This window comes from Cryobacterium zhongshanensis (assembly GCF_022760445.1).
Classification (GTDB): Bacteria; Actinomycetota; Actinomycetes; order Actinomycetales; family Microbacteriaceae; genus Cryobacterium; species Cryobacterium algoricola.
Genome location: NZ_JALGAR010000004.1, coordinates 255,422 through 271,257 on the forward strand (window position 1 = coordinate 255,422; position 15,836 = coordinate 271,257).

The 15,836-nt window shown below is 68.6% G+C and carries 11 protein-coding genes; 6 read left to right on the forward strand and 5 right to left on the reverse strand.

Translation table 11 applies throughout. The features are described from left to right. Positions 1-158 precede the first annotated feature (158 nt). The 3 genes from MQH31_RS15320 to MQH31_RS15330 all read left to right on the forward strand — a co-directional run bounded on the left by MQH31_RS15320 (position 159) and on the right by MQH31_RS15330 (position 3,672). Positions 159-800 carry a class II aldolase/adducin family protein gene (locus tag MQH31_RS15320; protein ID WP_243012767.1) on the forward strand — a complete coding sequence of 214 codons (642 nt, stop codon included), beginning with the start codon at positions 159-161 and terminating at the stop codon, positions 798-800. Positions 801-908: 108 nt separating this feature from the next. After that, positions 909-2,075 carry an L-rhamnose isomerase gene (rhaI, locus tag MQH31_RS15325; RefSeq protein WP_243012768.1) on the forward strand — a complete coding sequence of 389 codons (1,167 nt, stop codon included), beginning with the start codon at positions 909-911 and terminating at the stop codon, positions 2,073-2,075. A 136-nt stretch (positions 2,076-2,211) separates the two neighbouring features. Next, on the forward strand, positions 2,212-3,672 hold the full coding sequence (locus MQH31_RS15330; protein ID WP_243012769.1) for a rhamnulokinase: 1,461 nt from the start codon (positions 2,212-2,214) through the stop codon (positions 3,670-3,672). Positions 3,673-3,785: 113 nt separating this feature from the next. Here the strand turns inward: MQH31_RS15330 and fucO are convergent, their stop codons facing one another. Then, positions 3,786-4,925 carry a lactaldehyde reductase gene (fucO, locus tag MQH31_RS15335; protein WP_243012770.1) on the reverse strand — a complete coding sequence of 380 codons (1,140 nt, stop codon included), beginning with the start codon at positions 4,923-4,925 and terminating at the stop codon, positions 3,786-3,788. A gap of 250 nt (positions 4,926-5,175) precedes the next feature. Between fucO and MQH31_RS15340 the strand changes: the two genes are divergently transcribed. Both MQH31_RS15340 and MQH31_RS15345 read left to right on the forward strand, forming a co-directional pair. Continuing rightward, positions 5,176-5,985 (forward strand): HAD family hydrolase, encoded by an 810-nt coding sequence (locus MQH31_RS15340; protein WP_243012771.1) that lies wholly within the window; start codon positions 5,176-5,178, stop codon positions 5,983-5,985. Continuing rightward, positions 5,982-8,501, forward strand: coding sequence for a glycoside hydrolase family 65 protein (locus MQH31_RS15345; RefSeq protein WP_243012772.1), 2,520 nt, complete (start codon positions 5,982-5,984; stop codon positions 8,499-8,501). Before MQH31_RS15340 ends, MQH31_RS15345 begins: the two co-directional genes overlap by 4 nt. 18 nt (positions 8,502-8,519) lie before the next feature. Here MQH31_RS15345 and MQH31_RS15350 read toward each other — a convergent pair whose 3' ends face one another. The 3 genes from MQH31_RS15350 to MQH31_RS15360 all read right to left on the reverse strand — a co-directional run bounded on the left by MQH31_RS15350 (position 8,520) and on the right by MQH31_RS15360 (position 12,871). Next, complete coding sequence (locus MQH31_RS15350) at positions 8,520-10,079, reverse strand: SLC13 family permease (protein ID WP_243012773.1); 1,560 nt, start codon at positions 10,077-10,079, stop codon at positions 8,520-8,522. A 12-nt stretch (positions 10,080-10,091) separates the two neighbouring features. Beyond that, positions 10,092-11,747, reverse strand: coding sequence for an MFS transporter (locus MQH31_RS15355; protein WP_243012774.1), 1,656 nt, complete (start codon positions 11,745-11,747; stop codon positions 10,092-10,094). Between the two features lie 98 nt (positions 11,748-11,845). Continuing rightward, entirely contained in the window at positions 11,846-12,871 is a 1,026-nt protein-coding gene (locus MQH31_RS15360) for an SDR family oxidoreductase (RefSeq protein WP_243012775.1), read from the reverse strand. Between the two features lie 60 nt (positions 12,872-12,931). Here MQH31_RS15360 and MQH31_RS15365 point away from each other — a divergent pair, with 60 nt between their 5' ends. After that, positions 12,932-13,342 (forward strand): nitroreductase/quinone reductase family protein, encoded by a 411-nt coding sequence (locus tag MQH31_RS15365; protein ID WP_243012776.1) that lies wholly within the window; start codon positions 12,932-12,934, stop codon positions 13,340-13,342. A gap of 7 nt (positions 13,343-13,349) precedes the next feature. Here MQH31_RS15365 and MQH31_RS15370 read toward each other — a convergent pair whose 3' ends face one another. Continuing rightward, entirely contained in the window at positions 13,350-15,761 is a 2,412-nt protein-coding gene (locus MQH31_RS15370; RefSeq protein WP_243012777.1) for an ATP-binding cassette domain-containing protein, read from the reverse strand. Between the last annotated feature and the right edge of the window lie 75 nt (positions 15,762-15,836).

The following is a 15,836-nucleotide window of genomic DNA, read 5'->3' on the forward strand; positions in this document are numbered from 1 at the left end:
GCAGACTACGGCACAATCGTGTGCCTGCCTAACCTTTTCGGGTGCGCCTCGGACGGGGTCGGAATCCGGGGGATCCGGTGAGTTGACGCGCCGCGGTTTCCGGAGTTATAGTCGTGATAGTTGAAACGATTCAATACCCACGAAGACGAGGACACCCCATGAGCTTTGCCCGTCGCGAACTCCGCGAAGAAATCCTGTACTGGTGCAAGGAGTCGGTGCGCACCGGACTCAACTTCAACACCCAGGGCAACATTTCCATTCGCCTTCCCGAGCATGATGCGATCGTCATTACGCCGTCCGGCATCCGCTACGACGTCCTGACGATCGACGAGATGGTCGTCGTCGGTTATGACGGCGTCGTCATCGAGGGGGACCTGTTCCCCTCGACAGAGACGGATGTCCACCTCGCCCATTACCGTCGCCGCCCCGACATCAACGCGATCGTGCACACCGAGTCGCCGTACGCGAACATGTTCGGTGCCGTCGGCAAGACCATCGACCCCGTACTGCTGAACATGGTGCTCTACGCCAAGGGTGCCGTGCGCATCATGCCGTTCGAGTTCTCCACCAACAAGGACTTCGGCGAACTCAGCGCCGCGCTCATGGGCGACGACACGAACGCCGTCGTCTGGGGCAACCACGGGATGATCTCGGTCGGCGAAGACGTCGCCGGGGCATTCAAGGTCGCCGTCGCGGTCGAGGCCAACGCGCAGGTGCTCTACGGCGCCCTCCAGCTCGGTACCCCGAACATCCTCGAGCTCGACAAGATCGTCATCCCCGAGGGTGCGCGCCTCCCCTAAGCGGCATCCGGCCACCCCGTGCGGCGGCCCGAGCGGGCCGCCGCCGAGCACAACCTCAGCAGCATCCAGAGACATCCCCACAGACACGCCCCACAGAGAAGTGACCCCATGACGGTATCCACCGAAACCCTTCGCCTCCTGGAAAGCCAGGCCATCGAGCTCCCGTCGTGGGCGTTCGGCAACTCGGGCACCCGGTTCAAGGTCTTCTCGACCCCCGGCACCCCGCGCACCCCCGAGGAGAAGATCGCCGATGCCGCGCAGGTCAACAAGTTCACCGCGCTTTCCCCGAGCGTCGCGATCCACATCCCGTGGGACAAGGTCGACGACTATGCCGCGCTCGGCAGGTACGCCGAAGACCTCGGCGTCACGCTCGGCACGGTCAACTCGAACACGTTCCAGGACGACGCCTACAAGTTCGGCAGCCTGACCCACGTTGATCCGAAGGTGCGCCAGATGGCGATCGACCACCACTTCGAGTGCATCGACGTGATGAACCAGACCGGGTCGGAAGACCTCAAGGTCTGGCTCGCGGACGGCACCAACTATCCCGGCCAGGGCGACATCCGTGGCCGGCAGGACCGTCTCGCGGACTCCCTCGCGAAGATCTACGCCCGTCTCGGCGAGAACCAGCGCCTCGTGCTCGAGTACAAGTTCTTCGAGCCGGCGTTCTATCACACCGATGTGCCCGACTGGGGAACCAGCTACGCCCAGGTGTCCGCGCTCGGCGACCGCGCCATGGTCTGCCTCGACACCGGGCACCACGCCCCGGGCACGAACATCGAGTTCATCGTCGCGCAGCTGCTCCGCCTCGGCAAGCTCGGTTCCTTCGACTTCAACTCCCGCTTCTACGCCGACGACGACCTGATCGTCGGAGCGGCTGACCCGTTCCAGCTGTTCCGGATCCTCTACGAGGTCATCCGCGGCGGCGGCTACGGACCCGACTCGACCGTCGCGTTCATGCTCGACCAGTGCCACAACGTCGAGGAGAAGATCCCCGGGCAGATCCGGTCCGTGCTCAACGTGCAGGAGATGACCGCCCGCGCCCTCAGTGTCGACACCGTCGCCCTCGCGGCGGCGCAGGAAGCCGGCGACGTCCTCGGCGCCAACGGCATCATGATGGACGCCTTCTACAGCGACGTCCGCACCGACCTCGCCGCGTGGCGCGAGTCCCGCGGACTTCCGGCCGACCCGATGAAGGCGTTCGCGGCATCCGGTTACCAGGCGAAGATCGCCGCAGACCGCGTCGGCGGCACCCAGGCCGGCTGGGGCGCCTAGACCCCGCCCACCCACTGCGCAACACCTCCGAGAGTCGCCGTTCCCGCCCAGATCACCCGTTACACCGGGCGATCTCGGCGACAACGGCGACTCTCGCTGCACCACCCCCCACACGTCGACTACAGAGAGTACGAAGATGACCACCACAACGGATGCCGCAGTCGTCGCGGCCGTCGACCTCGGCGCCACGAGCGGCCGGGTCATGCTCGGCCACGTCGGACGCGCGGGCATCAGCCTCCGCCCCGTGGCCCGGTTCCCGAACGGGCCGATCCGCCTCAACGAGGACGGACATCCGTCGCTGCACTGGAACATCGTCGAGCTCTACCGCAGCGTGCTCGCCGGCCTCACCGTCGCCGCCGCCGAAGAACCCGGACTCGCGAGCATCGGCGTCGATTCCTGGGCGGTCGACTACGCACTGCTGCGCCAGGGGCGGATGCTGCAGCTCCCGTACCACTACCGCGACGCGCGCACCCTGCCCGCCGTCGACCTCACCCACGGCGTCGCCGGCCCCGCCGAACTGTATGCCGCCAACGGACTCCAGTTCCTGCCGTTCAACACGCTCTACCAGCTCACCGCTGACCTCACGGCCGGTTCGCTCGACCAGGCCGACCGGATGCTGCTGGTTCCGGACCTCCTCAACTACTGGCTCACCGGCGTGGCCGTCGCCGAACGCACCAACGCATCGACCACCGGCCTCCTCAACGTGCGCACCCGCGAGTGGGACGAACCACTCATCGACCGGCTCGGCTTCGACCGCCGGATCTTCCCGCCTCTCATCGACGCAGGCACCCGGATCGGCTCCCTGCTGCCTGGCGTCACTGACGAGATCGGGGCCCGCGCGCCGATCGACGTGACGGCCATCGGATCGCACGACACGGCATCCGCCGTCGTGGCCGTGCCGGCCCTGACCGAAGACTTCGCCTACATCTCCTGCGGCACCTGGGGGCTCGTCGGCGTCGAGCTCGAGGGCCCCGTGCTGAGTGAGGCCGGCCGCGCGGCCAACTTCACGAACGAGGGCGGCGTCGACGGCCGGGTGCGCTACCTGCACAACGTGATGGGCCTCTGGCTGCTCAGCGAGTCGATCCGCACCTGGGAGCACGCCGGCGAGACGATCGTCCTCGCCGACCTGCTGCGTGCGGCCGGCGAGGTCACCGCGCCCGTCGCCGTGTTCGACGCCGACGACGAGCGCTTCCTCGCCCCCGGGGACCTACCCGCGCGCATCCGCGACTACTGTCGCGAGCACGACCTGCGCATTCCGCGCTCGAACGCCGAACTGGTGCGCTCGATCCTCGAGAGCCTCGCGGATGCCTTCGCGCGCGGCGTCGAACAGGCCAGCATGCTCTCGGGCAAGAACGTCGGTGTCGTGCACCTCGTCGGCGGCGGCTCGCAGAACCGACTGCTCTGCCAGCTCACGGCCGACCGGCTCGGCCTGCCCGTTCTCGCCGGCCCCGTCGAGGCGACCGCGATCGGCAACGTGCTCGTGCAGGCGCGGGCCCAGGGCCTCGTCACTGGCTCACTCGAGGAGTTGCGCGCCCTCGTCGCCCGCAGCTTCGTCCCCGAGCGGCACACGCCGGCCCGGACTCTCGTCAACCGGTAGCCGGCCCGGGGAAGAGGGAAAACCGAGAGCCCGGCCGATGCACCTGAGGTGCACCTTTCCGGTCGAGAGTGCCCGGTATACGGGTCACTCTCGACCGGAAAGGTATGGGTCGGCTAGTAGATCGAGGTGTACAGCGCGAGGATCTGTTCGACGGACACGTCGCGCGGGTTGCCGCCGGTGCAGACATCGTCGAAGGCGGCCTGGGCGAGGGCGGGGAGGTCCTCTTCCTTCGCGCCGATCTCGCGCAGCGTCGTCGGGTTTCCGAGGGCACGGGCAAGGTCGGTGACGGCGGCGACGGCCGCGTCCCGCGCATCCTCGAGGGAGAGCTCCGCGGCGCCGGGAACCTTGAAGGCCACGGCGATGTCGCGGAAGCGCTCACCGGTCGAGTCCGCGTTGAACGCCATCACGGGGGCGAGCAGGATGCCGTTCGCGACGCCGTGCGGGGCGTTGTAGAACGCTCCGAGGGGGTGGGCCATGCCGTGCACGAGGCCGAGGCCCACGTTGGAGTAGCCCATGCCCGCGATGTACTGGGCGAGGGCCATCCGGTCCGCGGCGACCGGGTCGCCGTCCGCGGCCGCGGTGAGCGATTCGGCGATCATCGTGATCGCCTTGAGGTGGAACAGGTCGGACAGTTCCCAGGCGCCCTTGGTCGTGTAGCCCTCGATGGCGTGGGTGAGCGCGTCGAGCCCCGTGGCGACCTTGAGAGAGCGCGGGGCCGAGGACATCATTTCGGAGTCGACGACCGCGACGACCGGAATCGCGTGCGGGTCGACGCAGACGAACTTTCGTTCACGTTCGACGTCGGTGATCACGTAGTTGATCGTGGTTTCGGATGCCGTGCCGGCGGTCGTCGGAACGGCGATCATCGGAACCGCAGGGCGCTTGGTCGCCGCCACGCCCTCGAGGGAGCGCACGTCGGCGAACTCCGGGTTGTTCGTGATGATGCCGATGGCCTTGCAGGTGTCCTGCGGCGAGCCGCCGCCGATGCCGATCAGCACATCGGCGCCGGAAGCAGCGAAGGCCGCGACGCCGCGCTTGACCGCGTCGATCGGCGGGTTCGGGGTGACGTCCGAATAAACCTCATACGGGATTCCGGCATCGTCGAGGAGTGACGTGACCTTGCCGGTGACGCCGGTCGCGACGAGCACCTTGTCCGAGACCACAAAGGCCTTGGTGAAGCCGCGGGAGGTGAGTTCACCGGGAATGACGCTGATGGCCCCTGCGCCGAAATGTGCCGTTTGGTTCCAGATCATGCGAGTGATCATTGTCTGACTTCTCTCTGTGTGCGTTCAACGTTGAATCGTTTCACTTATAGAAAGCTTACTCGCCGGAGGGCATAGGGTTGTTGTGTACTCAGGCGCAGGCCCACCCCGGACCCGGTGGACACGCGTCGCTCGCGATCCTCGTCACCGCCGCCGAGATGTCGACACCCGGGCGAATACATCCCCCCACCATTCCCCGGCGCCTCCATTTTCAGGCATCTATCGAGAAGAGCTCCCGTCTATGACTTCTCCGACCATTCCCCTTTCGCCCGCCCAGGCCCGCGACCGACTCCTCGGCCTGCGCGGCGTGCTCTTCGACCTCGACGGCGTGCTGACTCCCACCGCCGACGTGCACATGGTCGCGTGGTCCCGGCTCTTCACCCCGTTCCTCGAGGACCAGGGCGTGAGTCCCTCCTATAGTGACGCCGACTACTTCAAGTACATCGACGGCAAGCCCCGCTATGACGGCGTGCGCAGTCTCCTCGCCTCGCGCGGCATCACCCTGCCAGACGGCGACCCCACGGATGCCCCCACGCAGGACACCGTGTGCGGCCTCGGCAACCGCAAGAACGCGGCTTTCAACGAAACCCTTGCGGAAGAGGGAGTGACGCCGTACCCGGGCTCGATCGCGTTCCTCGACTACGTGGTCGCCGCGGGGCTGCAGGTCGCCGTGGTCACGAGCTCGCGCAACGGCGAGCTCACCCTCGCGGCAGCGGGCATCCGTGGACGCTTCGAGACCCTGGTCGACGGCAACCTCGCCGCTGAACGCGGACTCGCCGGGAAGCCCGCACCGGACACCTACCGGCTCGGCGCCGAGCTCCTCGGCCTCACTGCCGCGGAGTGCGTTGTGGTCGAGGACGCCGAGTCCGGCGTGCAGGCCGGCCGCGCCGGTGATTTCGGACTCGTCCTCGGTGTCGACCGCGGCGTCGGTGCGCATATCCTCCTGGACGCCGGAGCCGATATTGTCGTCTCAGACCTCGATGAGCTGGTGCCTCAGCCTCCCGAGCTCAGCACGTCACCCGAAACCGCACCGCAGGAGGCCACCGCATGAACCTGACTGACGAGGCCATCCTGGACCCTCTCGACCGCAATCGTTTCCCGGTCGACGAGTGGGCACTCGTCGAGACGGCGTTCACGGGGGCCGACATCGGTCGCACCGAGACGCTCTTCGCGGTCGGCAACGGCTACCTCGGCCTGCGCGGCAACGTCGACGAAGGCCGGGACGGCCACGTTCAGGGCACCTATATCAACGGTTTCCACGAGACCTGGCCGATCCGGCACGCGGAGGAGGCGTTCGGTTTCGCCCGCGTCGGCCAGACGATCGTCAACGCTCCCGACGCCAAGATGATCCGCGTCTACGTCGACGACGAACCGCTCGTGCTGACCCTCGCCGAGTTGCTCAGCTACGAGCGTCGGCTCGACTTCACCACCGGCATCCTCTCGCGCTCGCTGGTCTGGCGCACGCCATCGGGCAAGCGCGTCCTGATCCGGTCGCGCCGGATGGTGTCGTTCACCGACCGGCACCTCGCGATCATCGACTACGAGGTCACCATGCTCGACGCGGACGCCTCCGTCGTGATCTCGAGCCAGATCCTGAACCGCCAGGACGGCATCAGCGAATACGACCGGCCCAAGGCCTCGATGACGACCGACTGGGATCCGCGCAAGGCGGAATCCTTCACCGACCGGGTCCTCCAGCCGCGTTTCAAGCGCGCCTCCAATGGTCGCTACATCCTCGGCTTCCGCTGCACGAACTCCGCCATGACGATCGCCTGCGCCGCCGACCACGAGATCGAGACCGCCAACGAGTACGTCGAGTCCTCGGCGATCGGCGACGACCTCGCCAAGCACGTGTACACGATCAAAGCCAAGCAGGGCAATTCGATCCACATCACGAAGACGCTCAGCTATCACACCTCCGCCGGTGTGCCCACACACGAGCTCGCCGACCGTTGCGACCGCACTCTCGACCGGGCGCGGGACGAGGGCGTCGAATCGTTCATCGCCCGCCAGCAGGAATGGCTCTCCGACTTCTGGGCGCGCACCGACGTGCAGCTGCCCGGCCAGCCCGTGCTGCAGCAGGCCGTGCGCTGGAACCTGTTCCAGCTCGCCCAGGCCTCGATGCGCGCCGACGGCCAGGGCGTCTCCGCGAAGGGCGTGTCCGGGTCCGGCTACGGCGGCCACTACTTCTGGGACACGGAAGTGTACGTACTGCCGTTCCTGACATACACGTCGCCGAATGCCGCCCGGAATGCGCTGCGCTTCCGGCACGGGATGCTCGACCAGGCCAGGGACCGCGCGACGGAGCTCAACCAGCTCGGCGCCCTGTTCCCGTGGCGCACGATCAACGGCCTCGAGTCATCCGCCTATTACGCGGCGGGCACGGCGCAGTACCACATCGACGCCGACATCGCCTATGCGCTGAGCCAGTACGTCGCCGCGACCGGCGACGAGGACTTCCTCGCCCGCGAGGCCATCGACATCCTCGTCGAGACGAGCCGGATGTGGGCGGACCTGGGTTTCTGGCGCGGCAACGGGCACGGCAACGACGTGTTCCACATCCACGGCGTCACCGGTCCGGACGAGTACACGACCGTCGTCAACGACAACCTGTACACGAACATCATGGCGCGCTCGAACCTGCGGAACGCCGTGACCGCGGTCCGCCGGCTGCGCTACATCGACCGCGACGCCTACGATGCCATGGTCGCCCGGCTGAACCTCCTCGACACCGAGGTCGCCGAGTGGGCCTTCGCCGCCGAGGCGATGCACATTCCCTACGACAAGGGCCTCGCGATCCACCCGCAGGACGCCCAGTTCCTCGAGAAGGAGCGCTGGGACCTGTCGCAGACGCCGCCGCAGAACCGGCCGCTGCTGCTGCACTACCACCCGCTCGTGATCTACCGCTTCCAGGTGCTCAAGCAGGCGGATGTCGTCCTCGCGCTGCTCCTGCAGGGGGACCAGTTCACGCCGGAGGAGAAGCTCGCCGACTTCGACTACTACGACCCGCTCACGACCGGCGACTCGACCCTGTCCGACGTCGTCCAGTCGATCATCGCGGCCGAGGTCGGGTACCACGAGCTCGCGCTCCGGTACTTCACCTCCGGACTGTTCGTCGACCTCGCGGACCTGCACCACAACGCGGCGGACGGCGTTCACGTCGCATCCGCCGGCGGAGTCTGGAGCGCCCTCGTCTACGGATTCGGCGGCCTGCGCGACCACAACGGCCGGGTCACCCTCGACCCGCGGCTGCCGGAAGGCTGGGAAGGGCTCACCTTCCGGATCACGCTCAAGGGCACCCGGCTCCGGATCGACCTCAGGCAGGGCGAGGTCGAGGTGACCGTCGAGGCCGGCGTCGAAGCGAAGCTCGCCGTGCGCGGTGCGCCGGCGTTCACCGTCCGGCTCGGCCAGCCCGTCATCGTCCCGCTCGAGCACCAGGGTGCCCGCACGCCAGGGGCACCGTCGCCGGCCGCGATCGAGGGCGGGCGTCGCGACGACGGCACCGTGATCACCTCGTCGATCCCGACGATCGCCCACCTGACCGACTTCATGGACCAGGTCGACTGACCCGAACTGGCGGATAGGTCAGTGGAAGGGCCAGAAGACGGGCACGAGCAGTGTCGCTACGAGCAGGAAGAGCACGACGAGCGGCAGCCCGAGCTTCCAGTAGTCGCCGAACCGGTACGCCCCCGGCCCCAGCACCATCGTGTTGGCCGGGGTCGCCACCGGCGTCAGGAATGACGCGGCCGCCGCCACGGCGACGGCCATCAGGAGCGGCAGCGGGGAGATGCCGGTCTCCCCGGCGATCGCGATCGCAATCGGCGCGATGATCAGAGCCGTGGCCATGTTGCTGATCAGCTGGCCCAGCACGACCGTCACACCCGCGATGCCGAGCACGAGCAGGTACGGGCTCGCACCGCCGACGGCGGACACCAGGCCGCCCGCGATGAGGTCGGCCGCGCCGCTGACCTGGATCGCCGTCGACAGCGGAATCATCCCGCCGACGAGGATGAGCGTCGTCCAGGAGATCGATCGGTGCGCCTGCCCGATCGTCAGCACCCGGAACAGCACCATCGCGGCCGCCGCGGCCAGGGCGGCGAGCGCGGCGGGCACGATGCCGGTCGCGAGCAGGATCACCATCCCGAGCAGCACGACGAGCGCCGTCCGTGCCCGCGGGCCCATCGGGACTGCCTGCCGGCGCACGCTCTGCGGGGAGTCGACGACGACGACGCCGGGGTCGGCGGAGTTCTTGTCGAGGGCGTCCCAGGTGCCGCGGAGCAGCATCACGTCGCCGGCGACGAGGGTCGCCTCGGTGAGGTCTTCGCCGGCTCGCTGGATGGCGATGACGACGAGCTGTCCGCTCGAGGTCACCATGCCGGTGAACACCGTCGCCCCAACGAACGACGACCGCGGCGGGACGACGATCTCCGTGACGCCCTTCTCCCGGCTGAACAGCGACTCGGGATCGTCGAGCGAGTACTGGGCGGCCAGGGTGTGCGCGTGTTCGCTGAGGTCCCGCGGTGCGAGCGTCGCGGCTCGTTTCGGCAGGAGCTTCGGTCCGAGCAGCACCGTCACCAGGATGGTCCCGACGACGAGGGGGACGCCGACGAGGCCGAATTCGAAGAACCCGATCGGGCGCTGGCCCGCAGAGACCGCGAGTTCGGCGATCAGCACGTTCACCGGGGTCCCGGTCAGCACGAGGAGCGATCCGGCATGCGCGCCGAAGGCGAGCGGCATCAGCAACTGCGAGGGCGGCTCGCCGATCCGCATCGCGAGCACGACGACCATCGGCAGCAGGGCAGCGACGGCCCCGTTGACGCTGATCAGGGCCGTCACGAGGGCGACGAGCACCATCACGAGTGTCACGATCCGCCAGCGCCGGGTGCCCGCCCGCCGCACGAGCTGTTGGCCGGCCCAGGTCGTCACTCCGGTCGCATCGAGGGCCTCGCTCACGACGAACAGCGCCGCGATGAACACGATCACGGGGTCGCCGAAACCGGCGAGGGTCTGCTCGGCGGAAAGCACGCCGGTGACGACGAGGGCGAGGGCAACGCCGATCGCGACGAGTTCGACCGGCAGCCGGTTCCAGACGAACAGCACGACCGCGGCGAGCAGAACGACGAGGGTGACGACAATGGGATCCACGGGTACCCGCGCTCAGCTCGCCGGCTCGGTTTCCGTCCCGCTCGAGAGCACCGGCGGGATGTCCCCGGGAACGTAGTCGGGCATCCGCCCCGCTGGGATGATCGCGAGGAGTGCGATTCCGGCGAGCCCGAGCAGCGACACCTGCAGGGCGCGCAACCGGGCGTCCTCGTTGATCGCGATACCCTCCGCGATCTGGTCCGGGGTGGCGGATGTCTGGCCGAGGACCGCCTCGAGCTGGTCGTTTGTGACGAAGTTGACGCTGTCGAGGGGCACCTGCGCGATCAGTTCCGGCGGCAGGTTCTGGCTGCTCGCGACGCTGGACGCGACGATCGTGCTGAGGATGCCGACGGCGAAGACACTCGCGACGGCGATGCCCACGCTCCCGGAGATGTTGTGGACGAGGCCGCGCCAGGCGCCCACGTCGCCGGCGAGGCGTTTCGGGGCCGCGGAGAGCAGGGTGTTGAACACGAGGGCGACGATCGCCCCCTGGCCGAGTCCGAGGACGATCAGCCCGATCACAACCGCGAACTGCTCCCATTCGTTCCGGATCGTGAAGGCGAGCAGGGTGAGCCCTGCCGCGACGACGACGAAGCCCACCCGGCCGATCTGATGCGGCGGATACCGCTTGTACAGGGTGGCCACGACGGAGCTGGCGATGAAGATCGAGAGGGTGTACGGGATGATCGAGATCGAGGTCTGGAAACTGGACCGACCCTGCACGATCTGGATGTACAGCGGGATCAGGAAGTTCGCCGCGGTCCCCACGAAGAGCATCGCGGCCATCGCGAAAGTCGTCGCCTTCTCGGACCCGGATTTCAGTACCTCGAGGTCGAAGATCTGCGGCAGGTGCGCGGCCTTGCGTCGGCGCAACCACACGAAGAAGGCCTGGCCGCCGATCGCACCGAGCAGGATCAGGATCGGTGCGGGCGAGACCCCGAGGACGGTGAACGGCGCGCTCGGCGTGGCCAGGATCACACCCCAGGAGTTCAGGCCGCTGAACCCGAAGCTGAGCAGGATGATGGAGCCTGCGGCGAGGACGGCCCCGACCCAGTCGATGGCGACAGCGGGCTGGGGCGGCACGACCTTCAACCGGAAACTCAGCAGCAGGTTCACGGCGGCGAGCACCACGATCAGGGCGAAGGAATACCGCCAGCCGATCGTGGACGCGAAGGTTCCCGCGATGAGGAGCGCGAGCACACCGGCCGCGGGAATGGCCGCCGCGAGGAACCCGATCGAGCGCGCCTGCTGCTCACCGGAATAGTTGGCCGCGATGAACACCACGAGTGCCGGCGCGATCAGTGCGATCACCGCACCGGACGCGGCCTGCGCGATGAACAGCATCGCAGGGCTCACGCTCAACGCCACGGCCGCCATCGCGAGACCGTGGATCACGACCGCGATCTGGAACACCCGGCGGGAGCCGAACTTCGCGCCCAGCTTCGCGCCGAGCAGGATGAACGCCGCCATCGCGAACGTGCCCGCGGTGATCGCCGTCCCCACGCTCGTCGCCGGAGTACTCAGATCCGTCGTGATGCCCTGCATCGACACCGTCAGCGCATTCACCGCGAACGACGCCTGGATCTGGGTGAGCACCACTACGACCAACGGCAACCACGACGCTGCGAGCGCCGGCGGGGCGGCGGCTTCCGGTTCGATTCCTGCGGACATCGTGAAGGCTCCTCGCTTCTCCGTCTGCGTTCGACAACACATTAGGGGGTGTCGTGCGCGGGCGAAAGGGCCAGGTGATGCCCGTCAGTACGATCCGCTCAGAGGAGCCGAAGTGCGAGGAGACTCTCCGCGGTGGCGAGGACGGCCTCCTCGTTGGATCGAGGCTCCCAGCCGAGCATCCGCCTGGCCCTGTCATTCGAGGCGTTCCGTGTCATGCCGAGTTGCGGGGCGACCTGACGGAGCGGGGCGCTGAACGGGGCGAGCACCCGGACGAGCCAGGACGGCAGCACCCGGCGGGGCACCCGCCGCGCGACATCGCCGAGGTTCGACCTCAGCAGCGCGGCGATCTCGGGAAAGGTCATCGGGGGTCCGGCGACGGCGAGGAACCGTTCGCCGGGTGCGAGCGGGCTCGTCATAGCGAGCACGTGCAGGTCGGCGACGTCGCGCACGTCGACGACGTTGGTCTGGATCCGGGGCACCGCAGGCACCGCGCCCGTCAAGAGCCCGCGGAGGAGTTCGACGGAGCTGGAGAGGTCCGTGCCGAGCACGGGCCCGAAGATCCCGACAGGGTTGATCACCGTGAGTTCGAGCGCGCCACCCTCCCTCGCGACGAAATCCCAGGCCGCACGTTCGGCGATGGTCTTGGACTTGACGTATGCGCTCACTGCACCGGTCGGGTCCGTCCAGTCGTCTTCGGTGAACGGGCGGTCCGGATGCTGGGCGCCATAACCGACGGCGGCGAACGAGGAAGTCAGCACGACCCGCCGCACGCCGGCATCCCGTGCGGCCCGGAGCACCCGGAGCGCTCCGTCCCTGGCGGGGACGATGAGCTCGTCCTCGTCCGCCGGCTCACGCGCGGGGAAGGGCGAGGCGACGTGTAGGACGAAGGCGCAGCCGCTCACGGCCTCCGCCCACCCGGCGTCGGAGAGCAGGTCCGCGACGGTGAAGGAGAGGGCGCTGCCGGCATCCGCCCCGCCGTCAGCGACCATGGCGCGCACCTCCGGCTCGCGGCCGAGGGAGCGCACCGTCGTGCGCACCCGGTAGCCCGCGTCGAGGAGCCGCACGATGCAGTGCGCGCCGACGAAGCCAGACCCTCCGGTCACCAGAACCAGTTCGCCCGTCATAAGTTCCTCTTCCCGTTGTACTATCCCTGCACCGGCGGCGCGTCGACGAGAGGCATTCTAGTGAGCGACTTCAATGAACAGATCATCTCGGAGTTCCGGGAGAACAACGGCCACGTCACGACGGCCGGGTTCGGGTCGAATCTCGTGCTCCTCCATACGACGGGAGCACGCACGGGCGTCGAGCACGTCAGTCCGGTGATGTCCATCCGAGACGGGGACGCCTGGCTCGTGGTCGCCTCCGCTGGCGGCCGGCCCCGGCACCCGGCCTGGTATTTCAACCTGCTCCGGCAGCCGGAGACCTCTATCGAGACCCCGGAAGGAACGGTCGCGGTCACCGCGACCGATTTGGACGGCGAGGAACACGCCAGAGCCTGGGGGAAGATCATCGCCCGCGCGCCGGGCTTCGCCGGGTACCAGGAGCGCGCCGTCGAACGGCGGATTCCGGTGCTCCGGCTGGTCCGAAACGCCTGAGCTACGCCTATTCCTGCAGTCGCCGTGCGAGATAGGGGGCCGTCCGGCTGCCGTCGTGGGCTGCGACGACCTCAGGCGGACCGGCCACGAGGATGCGCCCGCCCGCGTCCCCTCCGGACGGGCCGAGGTCGATGACCCAGTCCGCGGCCGCGATGACGTCGAGGTTGTGTTCGACCACGATGACGGTGTTGCCCGCGTCGACCAGGCGGTTCAACTGGGCGAGCAGGAGCTGGACATCCGCTGGGTGCAGGCCCGTTGTGGGCTCGTCGAGCAGGTACAGCGTGTGGCCGCGGCGGGCGCGCTGGAGTTCGGATGCGAGTTTGATGCGCTGGGCCTCGCCACCGGAGAGCTCCGTGGCGGGCTGGCCGAGGCGGAGGTAGCCGAGTCCGACCTCGCGGAGGGTCTCGAGGCTGCGGGCGGCGGCAGGCACGTCCGCGAGGAACCCGGCGGCGTCGTCGACGCTGAGGCCGAGGACGTCGGCGATGGTCTTGCCGCGGTAGTGGATCTCGAGGGTCTCCGGGTTGTACCGGGAACCGTGGCAGGCCGGGCACAGGGCGTAGCTGCCGGGGAGGAAGAGGAGTTCGACCGTGACGGAGCCCTCGCCGAGGCAGGTCTCGCAGCGGCCGCCGGCGACGTTGAAGGAAAAGCGCCCGGCCCCGAAACCGCGGCTGCGGGCTGCGGGGGTGGCTGCGAAAGCCGTGCGGACCGCGTCGAACAGGCCGGTGTAGGTGGCGAGGTTCGAGCGGGGGGTGCGGCCGATCGGCTTCTGGTCGACGGTGACGAGGCGGTCGACGGGGCCGTCGGCGACGATCTGACTGATCAGAGTCGATTTTCCGGACCCCGATACTCCGGTGATCGCGGTGAGCAGCCCGAGCGGAAACTCGGCGTTGAGCTTCTGCAGGTTGTGCACGCTGACCCCGTGCAGGCCGAGCCAGGCCTGCGGTTCCCTCCGCGCCGGCACCGGGCGTACGGCATCCGCCGGGTCTTCCGGATCTGCACCGGGGAAGAGGAAGCGCCGGGTCACCGACTCCGGGACCCCGGCGAGCCCGGCGATGGGGCCGCTGTAGAGCACGTCACCGCCACCGGTCCCGGCGTGGGGCCCGACGTCGACGACCCAGTCGGCGGCGCGCACGACATCCATGTTGTGTTCGACGACGAAGACCGAGTTGCCGGAGGCCTTCAGCTGCTCGAGCACGACCAGGAGAGGTTCGGCGTCGGCGGGGTGGAGACCCGCGGAGGGCTCGTCGAGCACGTAGACCACGCCGAAGAGTCCCGACCGCAACTGGGTCGCGATCCGAAGACGCTGCATCTCGCCGGGCGAAAGCGTCGGGGTGGGGCGTGAGAGGCTGAGGTAGCCGAGTCCGAGGCCGACCAGGACCTCGATGCGCGCGAGCAGGTCGCGGCTGATCGTGGCTTCGACCCCCGCGGATGCCTCGCGCCGTTCGGCGGAAGCGGCCTGCGTGAGCGGGCGCAGGGTCTCGGCAACGTCGGTGAGCGGCAGCCCGGCCAACCGGGCGATGGAGAGCCCGGCCACCGTCACGGCAAGCGCGGCGGGCGTGAGTCCGGTCCCGTCGCAGACCGGACACGGCCCGGACTCCACGAACCGGAGCGCGCGCTCCCGCTGGCTCTGGCTCTGCGAGTCGGCGAGGGTGTGCAGAATGTAGCTCCGGGCGCTCCAGAACCGGCCCTGGTACGGCTTGGCGATCCGGTCGCGCTGCGGCGTGATCTCCACGACGGGCTGCTCTTCCGTGAAGAGGATCCAGTCCCTCGCCTCGGCCGGCAGGTCGTTCCACGGCACGTCGACGTCGTAGCCGAGGGTGATCAGGATGTCGCGGAGATTCTTGCCCTGCCAGGCCCCCGGCCAGGCCGCGACGGCGCCCTCGCGGATGCTGAGGGTCCCGTCCGGCACGAGGCTCGCGCTGGTCGGAATGTGCGCGATTCCGAGCCCGTGGCAGCGCGGGCAGGCCCCGGCCACGGTATTGGGCGAGAAGGAGTCGGATTCGAGTCTGGGCGCATCCGCCGGGTATGTGCCCGCACGGGAATACATCATGCGCACGGAATTCGACAGAGTGGTCAGGGTCCCGACCGTCGACCGCGAACTCGGGGTGCCGCGCCGTTGCTGCAGCGCGACGGCGGGTGGCAGGCCGGTGATCTCGTCCACCTGCGGGGTGTGGCCCTGCTGGATCAGCCGGCGGGCGTACGGGGCCACCGATTCGAGGAACCGGCGCTGGGCCTCCGCGAAGATCGTGCCGAAGGCGAGAGAGGACTTGCCTGAGCCGGAGACGCCCGTGAAGGCCACGATCGCGTCGCGGGGAACGTCGACGTCAACATCCCTCAGGTTGTTCTCCCTGGCGCCCCGCACCCTCACGAAGCCGGAGGCTGGAGAGACGGACGGGAGTGAAGGGGTCGCAGTACGCATTCGTCCGACCCTAGTCGCCGCACCTGACTGCTCGCCGGGTCGGGCGACTTGTCGGGCAACCCGTCGGGCAGCAGG